This is a genomic window from Aureibaculum algae, from assembly GCF_006065315.1.
Lineage (GTDB): Bacteria > Bacteroidota > Bacteroidia > Flavobacteriales > Flavobacteriaceae > Aureibaculum > Aureibaculum algae.
Map to the genome: position 1 here is coordinate 3,061,427 of NZ_CP040749.1, position 20,280 is coordinate 3,081,706.

The following is a 20,280-nucleotide window of genomic DNA, read 5'->3' on the forward strand; positions in this document are numbered from 1 at the left end:
ATGTCATTAACAACCACAAAATCAAATTTAAACGGATTAGCAAACAAGCTTAAAGGAGAACTTTTCTTTGACGATTTATATAAAAGTATTTACGCTACAGATGCTTCTGTTTACCGAAAAATACCACTAGCGGTCGCTTTTCCAAAAGATGATAACGACCTTAAATTACTGATTGACTTCGCACTGCAACATCAAATTACCTTAATTCCTAGAGCTGCCGGTACTTCATTGGCAGGACAATGTGTTGGAGACGGTTTAGTTGTTGATATTTCTAAACATTTTACTTCTATTTTGGCATTTGATGAAAAAGCTAAAACAGTCACGGTACAACCAGGAATAGTAAGAGATGAATTGAACCAATATCTTAAACCGTATGGTCTATTTTTTGGTCCCAATACCTCTACCAGTAATCGCTGCATGATTGGCGGAATGGTAGGTAACAATTCTTCAGGAACCACTTCAATACAATTTGGTGTAACAAGAGATAAGGTTATTGAGTTAAAAACCTTATTGTCAGATGGTTCAAAAGCAGTATTTAAAGCTATAAGTAACGAAGAATTTAAACAGAAATGTGTTGGAAATAGTTTAGAAAATAAAATTTACAAAACCATTTTTGAAGAATTATCTGATAAGGCAAAACAACAAGAAATACGAAATGAATTTCCTAAAAAATCCATTCATAGAAGAAATACGGGCTATGCCGTTGATGAATTATTAAATACTTCTACTTTTTCAACTTCTAATGAAAATATTAACATTTCGAAATTACTTTGCGGAAGTGAAGGTACCTTAGCATTTACAACTGAAATCACTATACAATTAGATGATTTACCACCAACACAGAGTTTAGTTGTTGCGGCACATTTTACGAGTATACAAGAAAGTTTACAAGCTACAGTCGTGGCTATGAAGCATAATTTGTATACCTGTGAGTTAATGGACAAAACAATACTTGATTGTACCAAAAAAAACCGTGAACAGCTTAAAAACAGATATTTTATAGAAGGTGATCCCAAAGCCATCTTATTACTTGAAATTAAAGCAGCTACCGATAAAGAAACCGAAGCTTTAGCTGATCAATTAATTGCAGACTTAGAACAACATAATTTTGGCTATTCCTATCCCAAATTATTTAATGCAGATAGCGAAAAAGCTGCCGAACTCCGTAAAGCCGGATTAGGGCTATTAGGAAATATTGTAGGAGATAATAAAGCTGTAGCGTGTATTGAGGATACTGCCGTTGACTTACAAGATTTACCTGCGTATATTAAAGAGTTCACGGCTATGATGGATAGTTACGGACAGGAAGCAGTGTACTACGCACATGCAGGTGCTGGTGAACTCCACCTCCGCCCTATCTTAAATTTAAAAAAAGCGGAAGATGTAGTTCTTTTTAAGACGATAACTACTGAAACCGCCAAGCTTGTTAAGAAATATAAAGGTTCTTTTAGTGGTGAACATGGAGACGGCATCGTTCGAGGCGAATTTATTCCACTTATGATAGGTGATAAAAATTATGACCTTCTTAGACGCATAAAACAAGTTTTTGACCCTAATAATATTTTTAACAAAGGAAAAATAGTAGATGCTTTTCCTATGGATACATCTTTTCGTTATGAAGTGGACCGAAATGAGCCTGACATAAAAACCATAATGGATTTTTCAGATTCAGAAGGCATATTAAAAGCTGCTGAAAAATGTAATGGTTCTGGCGACTGCCGCAAATCAACCGATGCAGGCGGCATGATGTGCCCAAGCTATAGAGCCACTTTAAACGAAAAAGACACTACTCGAGCAAGAGCAAATGCCTTACGTGAGTTTTTAACTAATAGTGACGAGAAAAGGAATAAATTTGATCATGAAGAACTTAAAAAAGTATTTGATCTTTGCTTAAGCTGTAAAGCTTGTGCTAGTGAGTGCCCTAGCAATGTAGATGTTGCTAGCTTTAAGGCTGAATTCTTACATCAATATCAAAAGTTAAACAAACCTTCTTTCAGAACAAAAATGTTTGCTAATAATGTTAAATACAATAAGCTCGGTAGTATTTTCCCAAGTTTGACCAATGTTATCCTAAACACCTCATTGACAAAAAAAATAATGGGTATTGCTATTGAACGTAGTATACCCAAATTAGCACCTCAAACATTGCGAAAATGGATCAAAAAGAACAAATCAAAACTGCAACCATCACAACCTTTAAAAGGTGAATTAACTTTATTTTGCGATGAGTTCACTAACTTTTACGATTTAAATGTGGGTATTGACACCATTCAATTATTAACCAAATTAGGTTATCAAATTAATTTTATTGATCACACCGAAAGCGGTAGAAGTCATATCTCTAAAGGGTTTTTAGATGAAGCAAAGGAATTAGCAAATAAAAACATTGCCATTTTTAAAGATAAAATCAATAAGAACAATCCAATTATTGGAATGGAACCATCAGCAATTTTATCGTTTAGAGATGAATATGTACGATTGGCAGATGATAAAGAGGCTGCTAAGTTTTTGGCACTACATGCCTATACTATTGAAGAATTTTTAAATAATGAAATAAATGCAGGCAACATCAATTCTTCTCAATTTACAGACGAGCGTAAAGAAATAAAAATCCATGGTCATTGCCATCAAAAATCATTATCTACAACTTCGGCTACCTTTGCGATGTTAAACCTTCCTAAAAACTATAACGTAACCATAATTAATTCAGGTTGTTGTGGTATGGCTGGATCTTTTGGTTATGAAAAAGAGCATTATGAATTGAGTATGCAAGTAGGAGAACAATCATTATTCTCAAAAATTAGAAAATTTAAGCCCAACACTGAAATTTCTGCTGCGGGTACTAGTTGCCGTCACCAAATTTATGATGGTACGAAAAAAGTGGCATTGCACCCGGCTCAGTTGTTGTTGAAGGCTTTGGTTAACTAATTATTTTTTGATTCCTATTAAAGTTTAATTATATTGTAACTATAAAATTAATAAAATGGACAAAAACAAGGTATTATCAACTGTAGCTATAGCATTAATAATCTTAGGAATTGTAATGATATATATTGGCGGTTTTTATGCTCCAAAAGTAATGCTACCTCCAATTATTACAGGTGTTGGTTTCTTTTTAATTGCATGGGCCATAAATGCTTTAAAAGATTAATTACAGCCAGAGACAATCCAAAACATCTGTTATCAAGTGAAATAACAAGCCTACAGCTACTATTCTAGTCTTTTTGATAAGGAGCATTATAAAATAGATAAGAGCGGCAAAATAGCTGTGTAAAGGATGAAAGTTAATACTACACCTGTTAGGGTCGAAAATAGGTGTGGCCAATAGGTGGTCTAAATCAATAAGCATAGTGAGAATCATTATTAACCATGCTTTTATCCACATTGATGGAAATAAAACATAAGCTATAATTCCTGGAAATAGAAAATGCAACCCATAATGGAGTAACGTTCTAACAAGCTCTAAATCCATTCTATGTTTTGGTTTTCGAGATAATTAATAGCGTTTGGACCTTCCATAAACAACAGATCTAAGATACTAAGGTTCATAATAAAACCACGCTTATCAGAAAACACTTGGGTATATTCATTCAACTTATAACTTCTATTGGATTTTGCATCTACCAAAAAACGAAAATCAGCTTCGGCAGGATAGTCTTTATGAAACTCAATTGATTTATTCGTTTGGATATCCAAAGGTAAGTTGTCAAAAATAAATTGTTGACAGTCCAAATTCAAATCGAGTAAATATTTATGTTTTTTTAAGAGTAAATCAATTAATTCATCTTCATAAAATTCGTAAAATGGCGAAGATTTGTACGCCGAAGCCATTGATTTTATATGTTGTTGTTGCCAACTTGTACTATTATCCAACAAAACATCTTTAGTTCTTTGCTTACTGTTGGCTTGTAAAATAGGGACGTTCAGTAATTGCCTACCATTAGCTCCATAAATATAACAGCGAGTTCTATAGGTTTGCTTTTGATAATTATCTTCAACCTCAAAAGTAACACTACTACTATTTGCTAACGCGGTAAAGTGAATAATTGGAGAAAAATATGTTGGATATACTAACACTTTTTAGTTTTTCTATTTGACTTTTCAGATTTCTTAGTACAAGATGATATTAGAATAGTAAAGGCTTCTCGTACACCATAAATGGCATTCAAAAAAATAGTATCAACATTTTCCGTTAATAAATTTTCAACGGACACTAAGTTTTTATGACTTCAAATTACACCTTAAGCTTTTTTTCTTTTTCTTACAAAATCAAAAACGAACCATAATACTAATAAACCAATAAACCATTTAAAATATGAAACTGGCTCTCCATTACCGCCTACTGTTGTGAAGAAACGTTCCCAACGTGGACTCATACCTTCCCAACTCATCCAAATAAGCACAGGTTTACCAACCACATGGTCAAAAGGTACATACCCCCATCTACGAGCATCTAAAGAGTTTTGTCTGTTATCACCCATCATCCAATAATAATCTTGTCTAAAGGTGTAACTGTCTGCATCTTTACCATTAATAAGAATTTCATCGCCATTTACAATCAAATCGTTATGCTCGTATTCACTAATCAACCTCTTATAAAAAGGCAGACTCTCTTTGGTCAATTTAACCGTTTCCCCTTTTTTAGGTATATAAATAGGTCCAAAATTATCCGTATTCCAACCTAACGAAGGTACTTGAGGAAATACACCTCCATCTCTTCCTTTCGGCTGCATTGTTTTCGTTATGCTCTTTACTATCGGGTTTTTTGCCAATAATGCAGCTTCATCATCTGTTAAGGTTAAATAATAATTTCCATCCTGCATCCTACCTCCCTCTCTAACATTATATCTATTTGCTAATGCTGCTGGGCTAATAGCTTCTCCTCCAGTATTTACGTTAAAATTATACTGAATTTTGGCTCTATCGTTATAGGTTGTACGTTTTCCATTGATATAAATATAACCATCACGAATCTCTAAAGAATCTCCAGCAATAGCAACACATCGCTTAACTAAATTGGTTTTTTTATCGATAGGTTTGTAATAATTTCGATCTGGATAAAAGTCATTCATATCCAACAAGGTATCTGCTGGCTGATTAAATACGACAATATCATTTCGTTTTATTTTTTGAAACCCTGGCAATCGCATATAAGGCAATTGTAGTTTATTTTTCCACGAAGTATCTTTCTTATCAATACGATCATCAAATAAATATGATTTACTTTTAGTTTTAGGGATTGTATCATGTACCATAGGTAAAGCTACCGTAGTCATTGGCACTCTTGCTCCATAATGAAATTTACTAACAAAAAGAAAGTCACCAATTAAAAGTGTTTTTTCCAATGATGAGGAAGGAATTGTATACGGTTGCATTACATAGGTATGCACTAACGTAGCTGCGATAATGGCAAAAACAATAGAACTTATCCATTCACCTGCAACCGTTCTTGGTTTTAAACTTCTGTCTTCAATATATTCGACATCTGCAACGTAATTCACATAGAAAATATACAAACCAAGTGTTAAAATAACCAATATCGTATCTAATCTTGAATTTTTACCAAAACTTCTTATAGTCTCTACCCATATTACAGGAAACATCAATAAATTAACAATAGGAATAAATAACAAAATTATCCACCACCATGGGCGTTTGATAATTTTCATTAAAATTACGGCATTGTAAACGGGTATTGCCGCTTCCCAAGCCTGTCTCCCTGCTTTAACATATAATTTCCAAGTTCCTAAAAAATGTATTACTTGTAATATTAGAAAAAATATAAACCATTGTGTAAATGTCATATTTGCTACTTTTTATTTTGAACTATTATTATTATTTAAATTCCTAAAACGTCTTTCATGGTAAAAACACCTTTCTTGTCTTTTAACCATTCTGCAGCTATCACTGCACCTAAAGCAAAACCGTCTCTATTTTTGGCGGTATGTGTAATTTCAATTTCATCAACTTCAGAGGTGTACGAAGTTACATGTGTACCAGGTACATTTTCAATTCGTTTAGAAATTATTGGTATCGTTTTTTCGTCTTCTGTTACATCCAAACTCCATTTTTCTTTACTGGTTTGCTCAATTATTCCTTCTGCAAGTGTAATTGCCGTTCCGCTTGGAGCGTCTAATTTCTGGGTATGGTGCGTTTCTTCTAGACTAACTTTATACACATCAAATTTACGCATAAGCTTGGCAAGCTGCTTGTTTAATTCAAAAAACAAATTAACACCAAGGCTATAATTTGAGGCATAAATAAAAGCACCATTGCTTGTCTTGCAACTCGCTACAGCCTCTTCATATTTATCTAACCAACCTGTTGTACCTGAAACAATTGGAATATTATTTTTAAAGCATAAGGTTATATTGTTAAAAGCCTCTTTAGGAATACTAAAGTCAATCGCTACATCAGCTGAACTTAAATCATAATCTGTAGTATCAAAATCAATTTTAGCAACAATAGTATGGCCTCTTTCTAAGGCTATTCTTTCGATAGTTTTACCCATCTTACCATATCCGAATAATGCGATGTTCATGTTGCTAAATTAAAAATTAAAACTGATTGTAGCTCCAAATCCCGTTTGATTTGTAGTTGGCATAGTAAAAATTGTAGGGTTAAATGAAATATTAGTATTTAACGCATTGTCAGGTAAGTGTGCATCTACATTCGCTTCAATAATATTTAGAATATATAAACCAATTGTAATAAAAAGCGATAAATCTCTATTTTTCTTGTAAAAAGTTTGAGCGGTTTGTAAACTTGTTTGCGTTAATTCAACATTATCTCCAGTACCATCAAACTCGTGCTCTCTACCAGCAAGTTCAGCTTTAAAAGCTTCTCTATATCTATTGTACTTATTATTATTATCTACATAAAAATAAACACCAGTTCCCACTGCCCCCCAAACTATGGGTGCTTTCCAATACTTCTTATTATAAATTTGACCTAAGCCAGGTAAAACGGCAGAATAGAAAGCTGCTTTTGATGGAGCCAAAATATTAATTTCATCTGCTATAAAAGTGGTATCTATTTTAGTGACTTTTAAATCTGAAGGAACTTCTTGTGCATAAATAGTTGCAAAAGAGCTTAAAAAAATAATACTATAGACACACCATTTGAACATCTATTTTAATAATTTTTTAATGCGATTAAAGTCTTCTTGAGAACTAAAAGGAATTTCAATTTTACCTTTATTTTCACCAGAAAGCTTAATTTTTACTTTATTACCTACAAAATCACTAATTTCTTTTGTGCTTTGTTTAATGTATTCTGGAACCGTTTTACTAGGAGTTACATTAACTTTTTCAACGGAACCTCCATTGCGAACACTTTTTACAAGTTGTTCTGTTTGTCTTACAGAAAGATTGTTTTTGATAATTTTTTCATAAATATCTAACTGTTTCGCAAAATTATCAACACTTATTAAGGCCCTACCATGTCCCATTGATAAAAACCCATCACGCATACCTGTTTGGATGATTGGATCTAACTTTAACAATCTTAAATAGTTCGTAACTGTTGATCTGTCTTTACCTACTCGTTTACTCAGCTCTTCTTGAGTTAAGTTAATCTCTTCTATTAAACGCTGGTATGACAAGGCAACCTCGATTGGATCAAGATCTCTTCGCTGAATGTTTTCAACCAATGCCATTTCTAGCATCTCTTGATCATTAGCCAATCTTATATATGCAGGAATGGTTTTTGAACCAATAAGCTTTGATGCTCTAAAACGTCGTTCACCAGAAACTAATTGAAATTTGTTACCATCTAATTTACGAACTGTTATAGGCTGTATTACGCCAAGTTCTTTTATTGAATTTCCTAATTCTCTTAAATCGTCTTCATTAAAATAGGTTCTAGGTTGAAAAGGGTTTACTTCGATAGAAACCAAATCAATTTCAACAATACTTCCTACTAATTTATCAGCATTTTTATCTCCTACAGAGCGAATATCTTCAATTGGGTCTTTTAACAATGCAGATAAACCTCTTCCTAATGCTTGCTTTTTTACAGCTTTAGCCATTCTTGTTCTTTTTTAAAATTTCATGTGCTAAGTTAATATAATTTACCGCACCTTTACTCGTAGCATCATATGCAATTATGCTTTCACCATAACTTGGAGCTTCACCTAAACGTATATTTCGTTGAATTATAGTTTTAAAAACCATATTTTGAAAATGCTTTTTCACTTCTGCTACCACTTGATTAGATAATCGTAAACGAGAATCGTACATGGTTAGCAATAAACCTTCAATATCTAAATCTGGATTGTGAACTTTCTGAACACTTTTTATAGTATTCAATAATTTCCCTAATCCTTCAAGAGCATAATATTCACATTGAATTGGAATTATTACAGAGTCTGCTGCTGTTAAAGCATTCAAAGTGATTAAACCCAATGAAGGAGCACAATCAATTAATATATAATCGTAATCATCCCTTACTTCTTGAATTGCTTGTCTCAGCATGTACTCGCGTTGCTCTTTATCAACCAATTCTAATTCAATGGCAACCAAATCTATATGAGATGGAATAATATCTACATTAGGTGAATTGGTAGCTACAATAGCTTCTTTAATATGTATTGAATGTTCTAACAATTGATAAGTACCATTACTCACCTCATCAACATTTATACCTAAACCAGAAGTTGCATTAGCTTGCGGATCAGCATCTATTAACAAAACCTTATTTTCTAAAACGCCTAAAGCAGCAGCTAGATTAACTGTTGTGGTTGTTTTACCAACACCACCTTTTTGATTTGCAACGGCTATAATTTTCCCCATTAAACTCGTTAAATTTTAGGCCATAAAAATACAACTATTTATGAGTTATTGAAATGAAGTTGTAAACAAAACATAAAAAAAACTGCCTTAATATTGTTTCCAATCTCTAAGGCAGTCCTTTGTACTGTTAATAAGTTTTATTCTTTATCTTCAGGATATAAAATAGCTAATATATAGCCATCTGTAAGATATTTATTAGCAACTGCTTGAATTTTTTCTGCAGTAATGCTACCGATATCTTTTGTTTTACCTAAGATTTTTGAAGAATCTGATTTATTATAATCTGAATTTTTAAGAGCACTAATCCAGTACTTATTTTTCTTTAAATTCTCTTTATAATCTAACAATTGGGCTTGCTTAACTTTTTCAACATCCTCTTCTGTTGGTCCATTTTCAATAATTTCTTGAACTTGTGCCAATGCAGCCTCTTTTAACTTCTCTACATTATCTGGTCCACATGGAAATGAAATTGTAAAACTATAAGAACCATAAGGCATTTTATCAAGTCCACCTCTAGCACCTACACCATAAACACCAGCTTCCTCTTCTCTCAATTTTTCAATTAATTTAATAGTTAATATCTCTCCAAGACTTTGCAACATATGATCATCCTTAGCATTGTATTTCGTTTCTCCTTTATATTGAATTAACACACTACTTTTAGGTTCTGAACCTTTTTTAACTATTTTCTCATGTGATCCTGATAATGATCTGAATCCCAAATCTTTTATATCTTCTTTTACATTTGTACTTGGAAGACTTGCGATATATTGTTTTGAGAATTCCCTTAGTTTGGCTTCATCAAAGTTTCCAACAAAATAAAACTTGAAGTCACCTGCATTTGCAAAACGCTCTTTATACTTTTCATACGCTAAATTATAATCAGCAGCATCAAATTCTTCAGGGGTTGGAAAGCCCATATACCTTTCATTTTTTTCATTCATAAATTTCCCTAACTCAATTTGAAAATAGATGCTAGGATTAGACATTATGCTACCTAAAAATGCTTTTTGCTTGCTCGCAAAAGAAGTAAATGCTTTTTCATCTTTATTTAATGAAGTAAAATTCAAATAAATTAACTGAAACAATGTTTCTAAATCTTTAGGCGTTGCATTACCTGACATACCTTCGCTTTCACTACCAATATAAGGTCTTACTCCAGCAATTTTACCGGTTAACATTTTACCTAAATCTGTTTTGTTAAACCCATTGACACCCGCTTCATTTAATCCGCCATTGGCTCTTGCTGTTTTTTTATAGGTCTCTAAGTCATATTCATTTGTTCCTCCATAACTAAAGGCTTCAAATAAGACTTCGTCATCTTTAAAATCTGTTTTTTTATAGACAACAGTTGCTCCATTAACGAACGTTAATGTTGTTGTTCCTAAATTCTCATCTTTAACCTCTTTTATAATGGCTCCTAGTTTTGGGATTTCAGTCATCAGTGCTTCACCTAAATCAGAATCTTGATATGGTTGAATATCAGATTTCTCTACTTCTACCAACAAATCTGTTACTTGTTTTTCAGTAACTTTAGGAATACCTTCTTTTTCAGAACCGGTTATCACTACTACTCTATTATCATCATGCAAATAATTCGCAATTAAACCGTTTACTTCATCTAATTGGATTGTTGGTAATGCCTTTTTGTAAAAATCATACTCCCATTCAATACCCGGAATTGGTTCTTGTTCTAAGAAATTACGTACATATTCACCAACATATCGATCGGATTCATTTTTATCTTTGTTTTGAAATGCCTTATCCATTCTTGCAAGAATAGCTGTTTTAGCACGTTCAAATTCGCCTTTTTGAAACCCATGTCTTTTTACACGCTCATTTTCTTCTAACAATGTTTTTAAAGCTGTTAATTGACCTGTAGGACTTGTCATGGCAAAAGATTGATAAGCATTTTTACTTCTAGCATAAGTACCTCCATAATAGGTTGCCCCATAAACAAAAGGAGGATTTTCTCCGTTTGTTAACTCCTGCAGTCTATTATTCAACATTTGAGAAAACAAACCTTTTACAATTGAATTCCTATAATCTTCTAAATTAGTTTCAACTTCTTTAGGCTTACGATCTTTATACAACAACTGTACTCTATTAAAAGTTGCTTCTTTATCTGTCTCTATAGCTACAAACGTTTCTTCATGATTTGGCACATCAAAAACTTTTCGCTCACGGGGATTCTTTTTAGCCTTCGCCTTAGTAAAATGTTCTTTTATTTTAGCTTCTAACTTATCCAAATCAACATCACCAACCGCAATTACAGCCATTAAATCAGGCCGATACCAATCATCTCTAAACCTTTTAATAACTTCCGGCTTAAAAGTTTCAAGAATATTCTTTTTTCCTATAGGTAATCGCTCAGCGTATTGAGAATTATACATCATCTTAGGTAAGTAATTCGCTAACATACGTTTATCTGCACCTAAACCTATTCTATATTCCTCAAGAACAACGCCTCTTTCCTTATCAATTTCATCATCAGTTAATAAGGCATTAAATGCCCAATCTTCAATAATTTGAAACCCTTTCTCTAATTTCTCTTCATTATCACTAGGGATGGGCAACATATATACCGTTTCGTCAAAACTAGTATAAGCATTTAAGTGTGCTCCAAATTTTACACCAATACTTTGTAAATAATCGACTAATTCATTTTTTTTGAAGTTTTTAGTCCCATTAAAATTCATATGCTCCATAAAGTGAGCCAACCCTTGTTGATCATCATCTTCTAAAATGGACCCAGCATTAATGGCTAGTCTCAAAACTACTTTATCTTCTGGTTTACCATTATTACGCAGGTAATAGGTTAATCCATTTTCTAATTTACCTGTTCTAATATTCGGATCAGTAGGTATTTTAGAACTAAGGTCTATTGTTTCTTGTGCAAACATGTTGCCACTGGCTATTATCATAGCCAATGCAAAAATTAGTTTTCTCATTGTAGTTTTGGTTTTAATGTTCCTATTATAATTACTATCGTTTAGCTTTTATTCTTTTTAGAGCGTATCATTGCTTCCAACATATCCCACATTTCTTGTGGTATCTCCTCCAACATATTAAACTGTCCTGCACCCTGTAGCCATTCACCACCATCTATTGTAATTACTTCTCCGTTAACATAAGATGAAAAGTCAGACATTAAATAGGCTGCTAAATTTGCTAATTCTTGATGCTCACCTACTCTTCGCAATGGCACTTTCTTTTTCATGTCAAATTTATCTTTCAAGTCACCTGGCAGCAATCTATCCCAAGCACCTTTCGTAGGAAAAGGTCCTGGAGCAATAGCATTAAACCTAATATTATATTTTGCCCATTCTACGGCTAAAGATCGTGTCATGGCCAATACACCTGCTTTAGCTGTTGCAGAAGGTACAACATAAGCAGAACCTGTCCACGCATATGTTGTTACTATATTTAATACTGTAGCTTTATCTTGTTTTTCAGCTATCCAATGCTTCCCAAAAGCCAAGGTGCAATTTTTTGTACCTCGCAAAACGATATCGATAATAGTATCAAAAGCGTTTGATGAAAGCCTTTCGGTTGGACTAATAAAATTACCAGCCGCATTATTTAAAAGACCGTCTACTTTTCCATATTCATCCAAAGAAGCCTTTAACATGGCCTCTACTTCTTCATAATTTCTTACATCACATTGAACAGGTAAAACCTTACCTCCTGTTTTCTCTTCCAATTCAACTTTTACAGCTTTCAGCTTATCAATATTTCTAGAAGTAATTACCACGTTGGCTCCTAATTCTAAAAAATAAGTTGTCATCGCTTTTCCTAGTCCGCTACCTCCACCTGTAATTACAATTGTATTCCCTTTTAAGCTTCCCTCTTTAAGCATGGGTTTTTGATATGTATTCATCTTTTTTTTATTTTTTAGTAAAAATATTGAAAATTGCCAAAAATGGCTAGAATTAATCTCTTTATTTTTTTATTAAAAAAACTGTTGCAGAAAACAAAAGGATTTGTATATTTGCGTCCGATTTTAGCAAGGGCTTACAAAAAGCTAACATAACTGATAAGAAGATTTTTAAAGATATAGAAAATGAGTAAAAGAACGTTCCAACCGTCAAAAAGAAAAAGAAAAAATAAGCACGGCTTTAGAGAAAGAATGGCTAGTGTTAACGGAAGAAAAGTTTTAGCACGTAGAAGAGCTAAAGGTAGAAAGAAACTTTCAGTTTCATCAGAAGCTAGTCCGAAAAAATAATGATATTTAATTATATTCATATACAAGGTGTTACTTTTTAAGTAACACCTTTTTTTATATCTTCTTAATAAGTTTTTTAAATTATTAGAGGAATAAAAATAGAATTTTCAAATATTTGTATTCTTAAAAAAAAAATAAAATTATAAAATGCCAAAGAATCCAGCCATCAAGTCCGTTTTAATTATAGGTTCAGGTCCCATCATCATTGGTCAAGCCTGTGAGTTTGACTATTCAGGTAGCCAATCTATTCGGTCACTAAAAGAAGAAGGTATAGAAGTTACCTTGATAAATTCAAATCCTGCCACCATAATGACAGATCCTTCTTTGGCGGATAATGTGTATCTAAAACCACTGACTACAAAATCTATTGTAGAAATATTACAAAACCATCCAAACATTGATGCTGTTTTACCAACCATGGGTGGACAAACAGCGTTAAATTTATGTATTGAAGCTCAAGATAAAGGGATTTGGGATGATTTTAATGTGGCCTTAATTGGTGTTGATATTGACGCCATTAATATTACAGAAGATAGAGAGCAGTTTAGAAAATTAATGATTAAGATTGGTATTGGCCAAGCTCCGTCTACCACTGCAACTTCATTTTTAAAAGGAAAGGAAATAGCTCAAGAGTATGGTTTTCCTTTAGTAATTCGTCCTTCTTTTACCTTAGGAGGTTTTGGAGCCTCAATAGTTTATGATAAAAAAGATTTCGATGAATTATTGAGTCGCGGATTGGAAGCTTCACCTATTCATGAGGTAATAATTGACAAGGCTTTATTGGGTTGGAAAGAATATGAACTAGAATTATTAAGAGACAGAAACGATAATGTTGTTATTATCTGTACTATAGAAAATATGGATCCAATGGGAATTCACACTGGTGATTCCATTACGGTTGCTCCTGCCATGACATTATCTGATAAAACATATCAAAGAATGCGTGATATGGCGATCCATATGATGCGTTCCATTGGTGATTTTGCCGGTGGATGTAATGTACAATTTGCGGTGAGTCCTGACGAGAAAGAGGATATCATTGCAATTGAAATTAATCCTCGTGTTTCACGTTCTTCAGCATTGGCATCAAAAGCTACCGGATATCCTATTGCAAAAATTGCTACTAAATTGGCAATTGGTTATCACTTAGATGAATTAGAAAATCAAATTACAAAAACTACATCAGCTTTATTTGAGCCCACATTAGATTACGTAATAGTAAAAATTCCACGTTGGAACTTCGATAAATTTGAAGGTTCCGATAGAACTTTAGGACTCCAAATGAAATCTGTTGGTGAAGTAATGGGTATTGGAAGGTCTTTCCAAGAAGCTTTACATAAAGCCACACAATCACTTGAAATTAAGCGTAATGGAATTGGTGCAGATGGTAAAGGAGAAAAAGATTACGATAAAATTGTTGACAAATTAAAAAATCCAAGTTGGGATCGGGTTTTTATTATTTATGATGCTATTCAAATGGGGATGCCATTGAGTAGAATTCACGAAATTACTAAAATAGATATGTGGTTCTTACGTCAATATGAAGAACTACACTTTTTAGAAAAAGAAATATCAACGTATAGCTTAGAATCTTTACCCAAAGATTTATTGCTAGAAGCCAAACAAAAAGGTTATGGTGACAGGCAAATAGCTCACATGATCGATTGTTATGAGAGTGAAGTATACAATAGACGTAAGGAACTTAACATTAATCGTGTTTATAAATTAGTTGACACGTGTGCTGCTGAATTTAAAGCACAAACCCCTTACTACTACTCTACTTTTGAAAATAATAGTATTGTCAATGGTGTAGCTTCTGCTGAAAATGAATCTGTTGTCACAGATAAAAAGAAAGTGATTGTATTAGGTTCTGGTCCTAATCGTATTGGACAAGGTATAGAATTTGATTATTGTTGCGTACATGGTGTTATCGCTGCAAAAGAGGCAGGTTATGAAACCATAATGATTAACTGTAATCCAGAAACGGTTTCAACAGATTTTGATACTGCTGATAAATTATATTTTGAGCCAGTTTTTTGGGAGCACATTTATGATATTATTCAACTTGAAAAACCAGAAGGTGTTATAGTTCAACTTGGTGGACAAACCGCGTTAAAACTAGCTGAAAAATTAGAAAAATACGGAGTAAAAATTATTGGAACTTCATTTGAAGCTTTAGATTTAGCAGAAGATAGAGGTCGTTTTTCACGATTGTTAGAAGAATTAGAAATTCCTTTCCCTCAATTTGGTACCGCCACAACGGCTGATGAAGCGTTGGCTGTAGCCGACGAATTGGACTTCCCAATTTTGGTAAGACCTTCTTATGTATTGGGTGGTCAAGGGATGAAAATTGTTATCAATAAGGAAGAATTAGAAAACCATGTGGTAGATTTATTACATAAAATTCCAAATAATGTTCTATTATTAGACCATTATTTAGATGGTGCTATTGAAGCGGAATCAGATTCTATTTGTGATGGCGAAGATGTGTATACCATTGGTATTATGGAACATATTGAACCTTGTGGTGTACACTCAGGTGATTCAAATGCTACGTTACCAGCATTTAATATTGGTGAATTTGTAATGCAACAAATAAAAGACCATACTGTAAAAATTGCAAAAGCATTAAAAACTGTTGGGCTTATTAATATCCAATTTGCTATAAAAGACGATATTGTTTATATCATTGAAGCCAATCCAAGAGCTTCTAGAACTGTTCCTTTTATCGCAAAAGCCTACGGTGAACCTTATGTGAATTATGCTACAAAAGTAATGTTAGGTGATAAAAAAGTGAAGGATTTCACCTTTAATCCGCAATTAAAAGGTTTTGCTATCAAACAACCCGTGTTCTCATTTAATAAATTTCCTAATGTGGATAAAAAACTAGGACCTGAAATGAAATCTACTGGTGAAAGTATCCTATTTATTGATAGTCTAAAAGATGACCAGTTTTATGAGTTGTACTCTAGAAGGAAGATGTATTTGAGTAAGTAATAACAAAACCATGTTTAATAAATTCTTCAAAAAAAGTTCTGAAAAATCGTTGGAAATTAAACAAGACTGGGCATCATACTTTACAAGAGTTGATGATAAGCCAGCAAGTATTCGTTTAAATTTGGGACTTAATTCTGTTGCTCCTATTGAAAAATATGAACACAGAGTTTGGTTTTCAATACAACTTTTAAATGCTGATAGAAATGGATTTACAACAAGAGAAGAGTTCCCTAAAATATGTCAAATTGAAGATGATATTTCAGAAGCTTTAGAAAAAAAAGGTGCCATTGCAGCCGGTGCATTAAAAACCAATGGTACTTTTGATGTATACTTTTACATTTCAGAAACTATAGACATTGCTAATTTGGCTGCTGCCGTTATGCAAAATCATCCAGATTATAGATACGCAACAGATACCAAAATTGATACCAATTGGAGTGATTATTTTGATTTTCTATACCCTGCAGAATTTGAATATCAAACAATTCTAAATCAAAGAGTACTTACAAATCTTGATAAAGAAGGAGATAACCCTGCAATTGAAAGAGCTGTAGATCATTGGTTATACTTTCAAACAGCAACTGATAGAGCAACTTTTATTACTGCCATTGAAAATATAGGATACAAAACCTTATCACAAGAAAAAGTAACCAAAGACAATTATATCTTTCAACTAAATATTTCTAAAGTAAGCAATGTTAATTGGAATACGATTAATGATAATGTTTGGGAACTTATAACACTGGCCAAAGAAAACAATGGTGTTTATGATGGCTGGGGCTGTCCAATTGCAAAATAAATCTATTTTTAAAAATTCACAATTCCTCCTATTAATGTATTTTGTATTCGCAATTTTTCGAATTTGATTGCGTTTTAACATAAAAACTAATAGGTTATGGCAAAACGAATACTATCCTTACTTTCCTTCTTTTTTATTATTGTAAATACTGTTTCGGCCACCGACTATTATGTTTCAAACTCAGGTAACAATTCCAACACTGGACTGTCCGAAAGTCAAGCATTTTTAACCATACAACATGCTGCAGATTTGGTCGTAGCCGGTGATGTTGTTTATGTTTTAAATGGCACTTACGCAGGTTTTGATGTAAGAGAAAAGAATGGCGAGGTTAATCAATACATTACGTTCAAAGCAAAGGATAATAATGTAATTATCAATCAAAAAGGTCCAAAACGAAATGATGGTATTAACATTGAAAATTGCAATTACATTATTGTTGATGGATTCATCGTTAATAATATGATCGGTAATGGTAATGGAATCCGTGTTGTCGTTTCCGACCATTGCATTGTGCGAAATAATCGTTGCGACAATAATGCGGAACGGGCTATTTTTACAGGATTTACTGATGATATACTTATCGAAAACAATATTTGTTCAAATTCAATAGACGAGCATGGAATATATGTTTCCAATAGCTCCGATCGGCCGATTATCAGGTATAATGAATGTTTCGGCAATAACAGTATTGGAATTCACATGAACGGAGATCTTTCAGTGGGTGGTGATGGAATTATAAGTGACCCTCAAATCTATGGTAATATTATACATGACAACAATAAAGCCGCGGGTATCAACATGGATGGTGTTGAAAACCCTATCGTATATAATAACCTTATTTATAATAATCATAACGCTCAAGGCATTGCACTTTTTAAGGGTGATGGTGCTATTGTGACCAATGGTGCTAAAATTTATAATAATACTATAATTGTTCCTTCAGACGGCAGATGGGGTATTCTTGTTCAAGCAGGTGCAAATATAAATACAGAAATTTTTAACAATATTATTATTAACGAACATGCATGGAGAGGTTGTATTGCAGTAGCATCAACATTACAATTTAAAAGTGATTATAATATTCTTAATGATAAAATGAGTAACAATGGTGATGGTTCATCCATTAGTTTGAGCGAATGGCAAGCGTTGGGTTTTGATACTAATTCATTAATAGCAAACAATTTATCATCAATTTTCGTTGCTCCTGAATCAAATAATTATCAATTAGTTGAGGGGTCACAAGCCATTGATAATGGTAGTAATTTGGTAAATTCAGTCGTTACTTATGATATCAACAAAAACGACAGACCAGCAGGTTCAACCTATGATATTGGAGCTTATGAATTTAATGCAACAGCATCAATTGATGAAAATAATTTTAGTGAAGTAATCGTATTTCCAAATCCAACATCCGATTATCTTTCGATAAAAAATGGAAATAACTTAAATGATATTAAATATATTAATATTTACGATGGCGTAGGCAAACGCATTACATCCTATAATTCGCCCGAAATGATGGATGTCAGAAGTTTATCACCTGGATTGTATTTTTTAGAATTACAAACCAATACAAATCAAATTATCAATAAAAAAGTAATCATTTACTAGACTTTTTCTATCTTCGTAAGGTCCAATAAATTGGATTCCCCACGCGACAAAGTTTATACTTTGCATATCGTTACATACTATTAAAAGCTTAAAAAATGAACCTTCAAAAAATAGCCATTGCTGTAATTTATTTGCTAGTATTTACTCAAATTGGTATTGCACAAAGTAACGAACATCCCAATGTTATTATAATTATGACCGATGATCAGGGGTATGGAGATTTGGGTAGTACTGGAAATCCACACGTAAAAACACCGGTAATAGATGGCTTGGCCAAAGAAAGTTTAAGGTTCAATAATTTTTATGTCTCTCCAGTTTGTGCTCCTACTCGAGCTAGTTTAATGACTGGGCGGTATTCATTACGCACCGGTGTTAGAGATACTTATAATGGAGGTGCAACAATGGCTTCTAATGAAGTAACCATTGCAGAAATGCTTAAACAGGCTAATTATACAACTGGAATTTTCGGAAAATGGCATTTAGGCGATAATTTCCCAAGCAGACCAAGCGATCAAGGTTTTGATGAATCTCTTATTCATCTTTCAGGAGGAATGGGCCAAGTTGGTGATTTTACAACTTATTTTAAAGGTGATAAGAGTTATTTTGACCCTATACTTTGGCATAATAATAAGAAAGAAGCTTATGATGGCTATTGTTCAGATATCTTTACGGATAATGCCATTGAGTTTATCGAAAAAAATAAAGAGACACCTTTTTTCTGTTACTTATCTTTTAACGCCCCCCATTCCCCGCTACAAGTTCCTGAGAAATACTATAAACAATATGCGAATATTGATCCATCCTCAGGTTTTAAAAATGATGACAGGCCATTTGTTAAAATGAATGAAAAAAATAAGGAAGATGCTCGTAAAGTTTATGCCATGGTTACCAATATTGATGATAACTTAGGTAAACTTTTTAAAAAACTTGATGATTTAAATATTGCCGACAATACGTTAATTATATTTATGACCGACAATGGTCCACAACAACCAAGATACGTGGCCGGTATGCGTGGACGAAAGGGCAGTGTTTATAAAGGTGGTGTTAGAGTTCCTTTTTATATGAAGTATCCAATGGCATTTAAAGGAGATAAGGATATTGACAACTTAGCAACCCATATGGATGTTTTGCCAACACTTTCGCAGATATGTAATGTTGACTTACCCAAAGAAAAATCAATTGACGGAAAAAGTCTAGTACCTGTTATTAAGGGAGAATCAATAAACTGGGACCATAGACCTTTATTTTTTTATTGGTCGCGTCGTTACCCAGAGCTTTATAATAATATGGCGATACAAAAAGGAAATTACAAACTTGTTGGACATACTGATTATGATGCTGAAATTGAAAACTTCGAACTATTCAATATTCATGAAGACCCTTACGAGCAAAATAATATTATCTTAAATAATAAAAATACTGCGAATAACCTTAAGAAAGAACTTGACTATACTTATAAAGAGCTCATAAACTCTGAAAACCTCGTTAATCAACCAAGAATTATAATTGGAAGTGATCATGAAAATCCTGTTATCTTAAATAGAAATGATGCCAGTGGACAACGTGGTATTTGGGATCAAGAAGAAATTTATGGTAAGTGGAAAGTTAGTATAAAAGAAGGTACCTATAATATCCGATTTAAATTTATAAAAAAGGTTAAGGCTAATGGAAAAATGTATTTGGAAACGAATACAATGGTAAACCAAATTGTAAATCAAATTGACGATACGGATATCATTGAGATGAATAATATTCATTTTTCTGATATGGATTGTGACTTAATACCTTTTTATAACATAGGATCAAAAAAAATACTTCCATTTTGGGTAGAGCTTGAAAAAATTAACTAACCT

At 32.9% G+C, this 20,280-nt stretch carries 16 protein-coding genes; 7 read left to right on the forward strand and 9 right to left on the reverse strand.

Annotated features, from left to right (window positions below; all coding sequences use genetic code 11):
* Both FF125_RS12830 and FF125_RS21930 read left to right on the forward strand, forming a co-directional pair.
* A complete protein-coding gene (locus FF125_RS12830; protein ID WP_138950139.1) occupies positions 1-2,928 on the forward strand; it encodes an FAD-binding and (Fe-S)-binding domain-containing protein in 2,928 nt (975 codons plus the stop codon).
* Positions 2,929-2,983: 55 nt separating this feature from the next.
* Positions 2,984-3,151 (forward strand): hypothetical protein, encoded by a 168-nt coding sequence (locus FF125_RS21930; RefSeq protein ID WP_175418924.1) that lies wholly within the window; start codon positions 2,984-2,986, stop codon positions 3,149-3,151.
* Here the strand turns inward: FF125_RS21930 and FF125_RS12835 are convergent, their stop codons facing one another.
* From FF125_RS12835 to FF125_RS12875, 9 genes are all read right to left on the reverse strand, one after another.
* Entirely contained in the window at positions 3,152-3,472 is a 321-nt protein-coding gene (locus tag FF125_RS12835) for a DUF6122 family protein (RefSeq protein ID WP_138950140.1), read from the reverse strand.
* Positions 3,463-4,077 carry a WbqC family protein gene (locus FF125_RS12840; RefSeq protein ID WP_138950141.1) on the reverse strand — a complete coding sequence of 205 codons (615 nt, stop codon included), beginning with the start codon at positions 4,075-4,077 and terminating at the stop codon, positions 3,463-3,465. The genes FF125_RS12835 and FF125_RS12840 overlap by 10 nt, the downstream gene beginning before the upstream one ends.
* A 164-nt stretch (positions 4,078-4,241) precedes the next feature.
* On the reverse strand, positions 4,242-5,804 hold the full coding sequence (lepB, locus tag FF125_RS12845; protein WP_138950142.1) for a signal peptidase I: 1,563 nt from the start codon (positions 5,802-5,804) through the stop codon (positions 4,242-4,244).
* A gap of 35 nt (positions 5,805-5,839) precedes the next feature.
* A complete protein-coding gene (gene dapB / locus FF125_RS12850) occupies positions 5,840-6,541 on the reverse strand; it encodes a 4-hydroxy-tetrahydrodipicolinate reductase (RefSeq protein ID WP_138950143.1) in 702 nt (233 codons plus the stop codon).
* 9 nt (positions 6,542-6,550) lie between these two features.
* The gene (locus tag FF125_RS12855) at positions 6,551-7,129 is read right to left on the reverse strand and encodes a DUF5683 domain-containing protein (protein WP_138950144.1); all 579 of its coding nucleotides are present in this window, start codon (positions 7,127-7,129) and stop codon (positions 6,551-6,553) included.
* Complete coding sequence (locus FF125_RS12860; protein ID WP_138950145.1) at positions 7,130-8,029, reverse strand: ParB/RepB/Spo0J family partition protein; 900 nt, start codon at positions 8,027-8,029, stop codon at positions 7,130-7,132. It abuts the gene before it with no gap.
* Entirely contained in the window at positions 8,022-8,792 is a 771-nt protein-coding gene (locus FF125_RS12865; RefSeq protein ID WP_138950146.1) for a ParA family protein, read from the reverse strand. Before FF125_RS12865 ends, FF125_RS12860 begins: the two co-directional genes overlap by 8 nt.
* Positions 8,793-8,929: 137 nt before the next feature.
* Entirely contained in the window at positions 8,930-11,743 is a 2,814-nt protein-coding gene (locus FF125_RS12870) for a M16 family metallopeptidase (protein WP_138950147.1), read from the reverse strand.
* 41 nt (positions 11,744-11,784) lie between these two features.
* Positions 11,785-12,672, reverse strand: coding sequence for an SDR family oxidoreductase (locus FF125_RS12875; RefSeq protein ID WP_138950148.1), 888 nt, complete (start codon positions 12,670-12,672; stop codon positions 11,785-11,787).
* Positions 12,673-12,855: 183 nt separating this feature from the next.
* Between FF125_RS12875 and rpmH the strand changes: the two genes are divergently transcribed.
* From rpmH to FF125_RS12900, 5 genes are all read left to right on the forward strand, one after another.
* Complete coding sequence (rpmH, locus tag FF125_RS12880; protein ID WP_117882914.1) at positions 12,856-13,017, forward strand: 50S ribosomal protein L34; 162 nt, start codon at positions 12,856-12,858, stop codon at positions 13,015-13,017.
* A gap of 147 nt (positions 13,018-13,164) precedes the next feature.
* Positions 13,165-16,014: a carbamoyl-phosphate synthase large subunit gene (gene carB, locus FF125_RS12885; protein WP_138950149.1), complete on the forward strand. Its 2,850-nt coding sequence runs from the start codon at positions 13,165-13,167 to the stop codon at positions 16,012-16,014.
* Between the two features lie 10 nt (positions 16,015-16,024).
* A complete protein-coding gene (locus tag FF125_RS12890) occupies positions 16,025-16,813 on the forward strand; it encodes a DUF695 domain-containing protein (protein WP_138950150.1) in 789 nt (262 codons plus the stop codon).
* Positions 16,814-16,909: 96 nt separating this feature from the next.
* Positions 16,910-18,424, forward strand: a complete 1,515-nt coding sequence (locus tag FF125_RS12895) for a T9SS type A sorting domain-containing protein (RefSeq protein ID WP_138950151.1) — start codon at positions 16,910-16,912, stop codon at positions 18,422-18,424.
* 95 nt (positions 18,425-18,519) lie between these two features.
* Positions 18,520-20,277, forward strand: a complete 1,758-nt coding sequence (locus tag FF125_RS12900) for an arylsulfatase (RefSeq protein WP_138950152.1) — start codon at positions 18,520-18,522, stop codon at positions 20,275-20,277.
* Positions 20,278-20,280 lie beyond the last annotated feature (3 nt).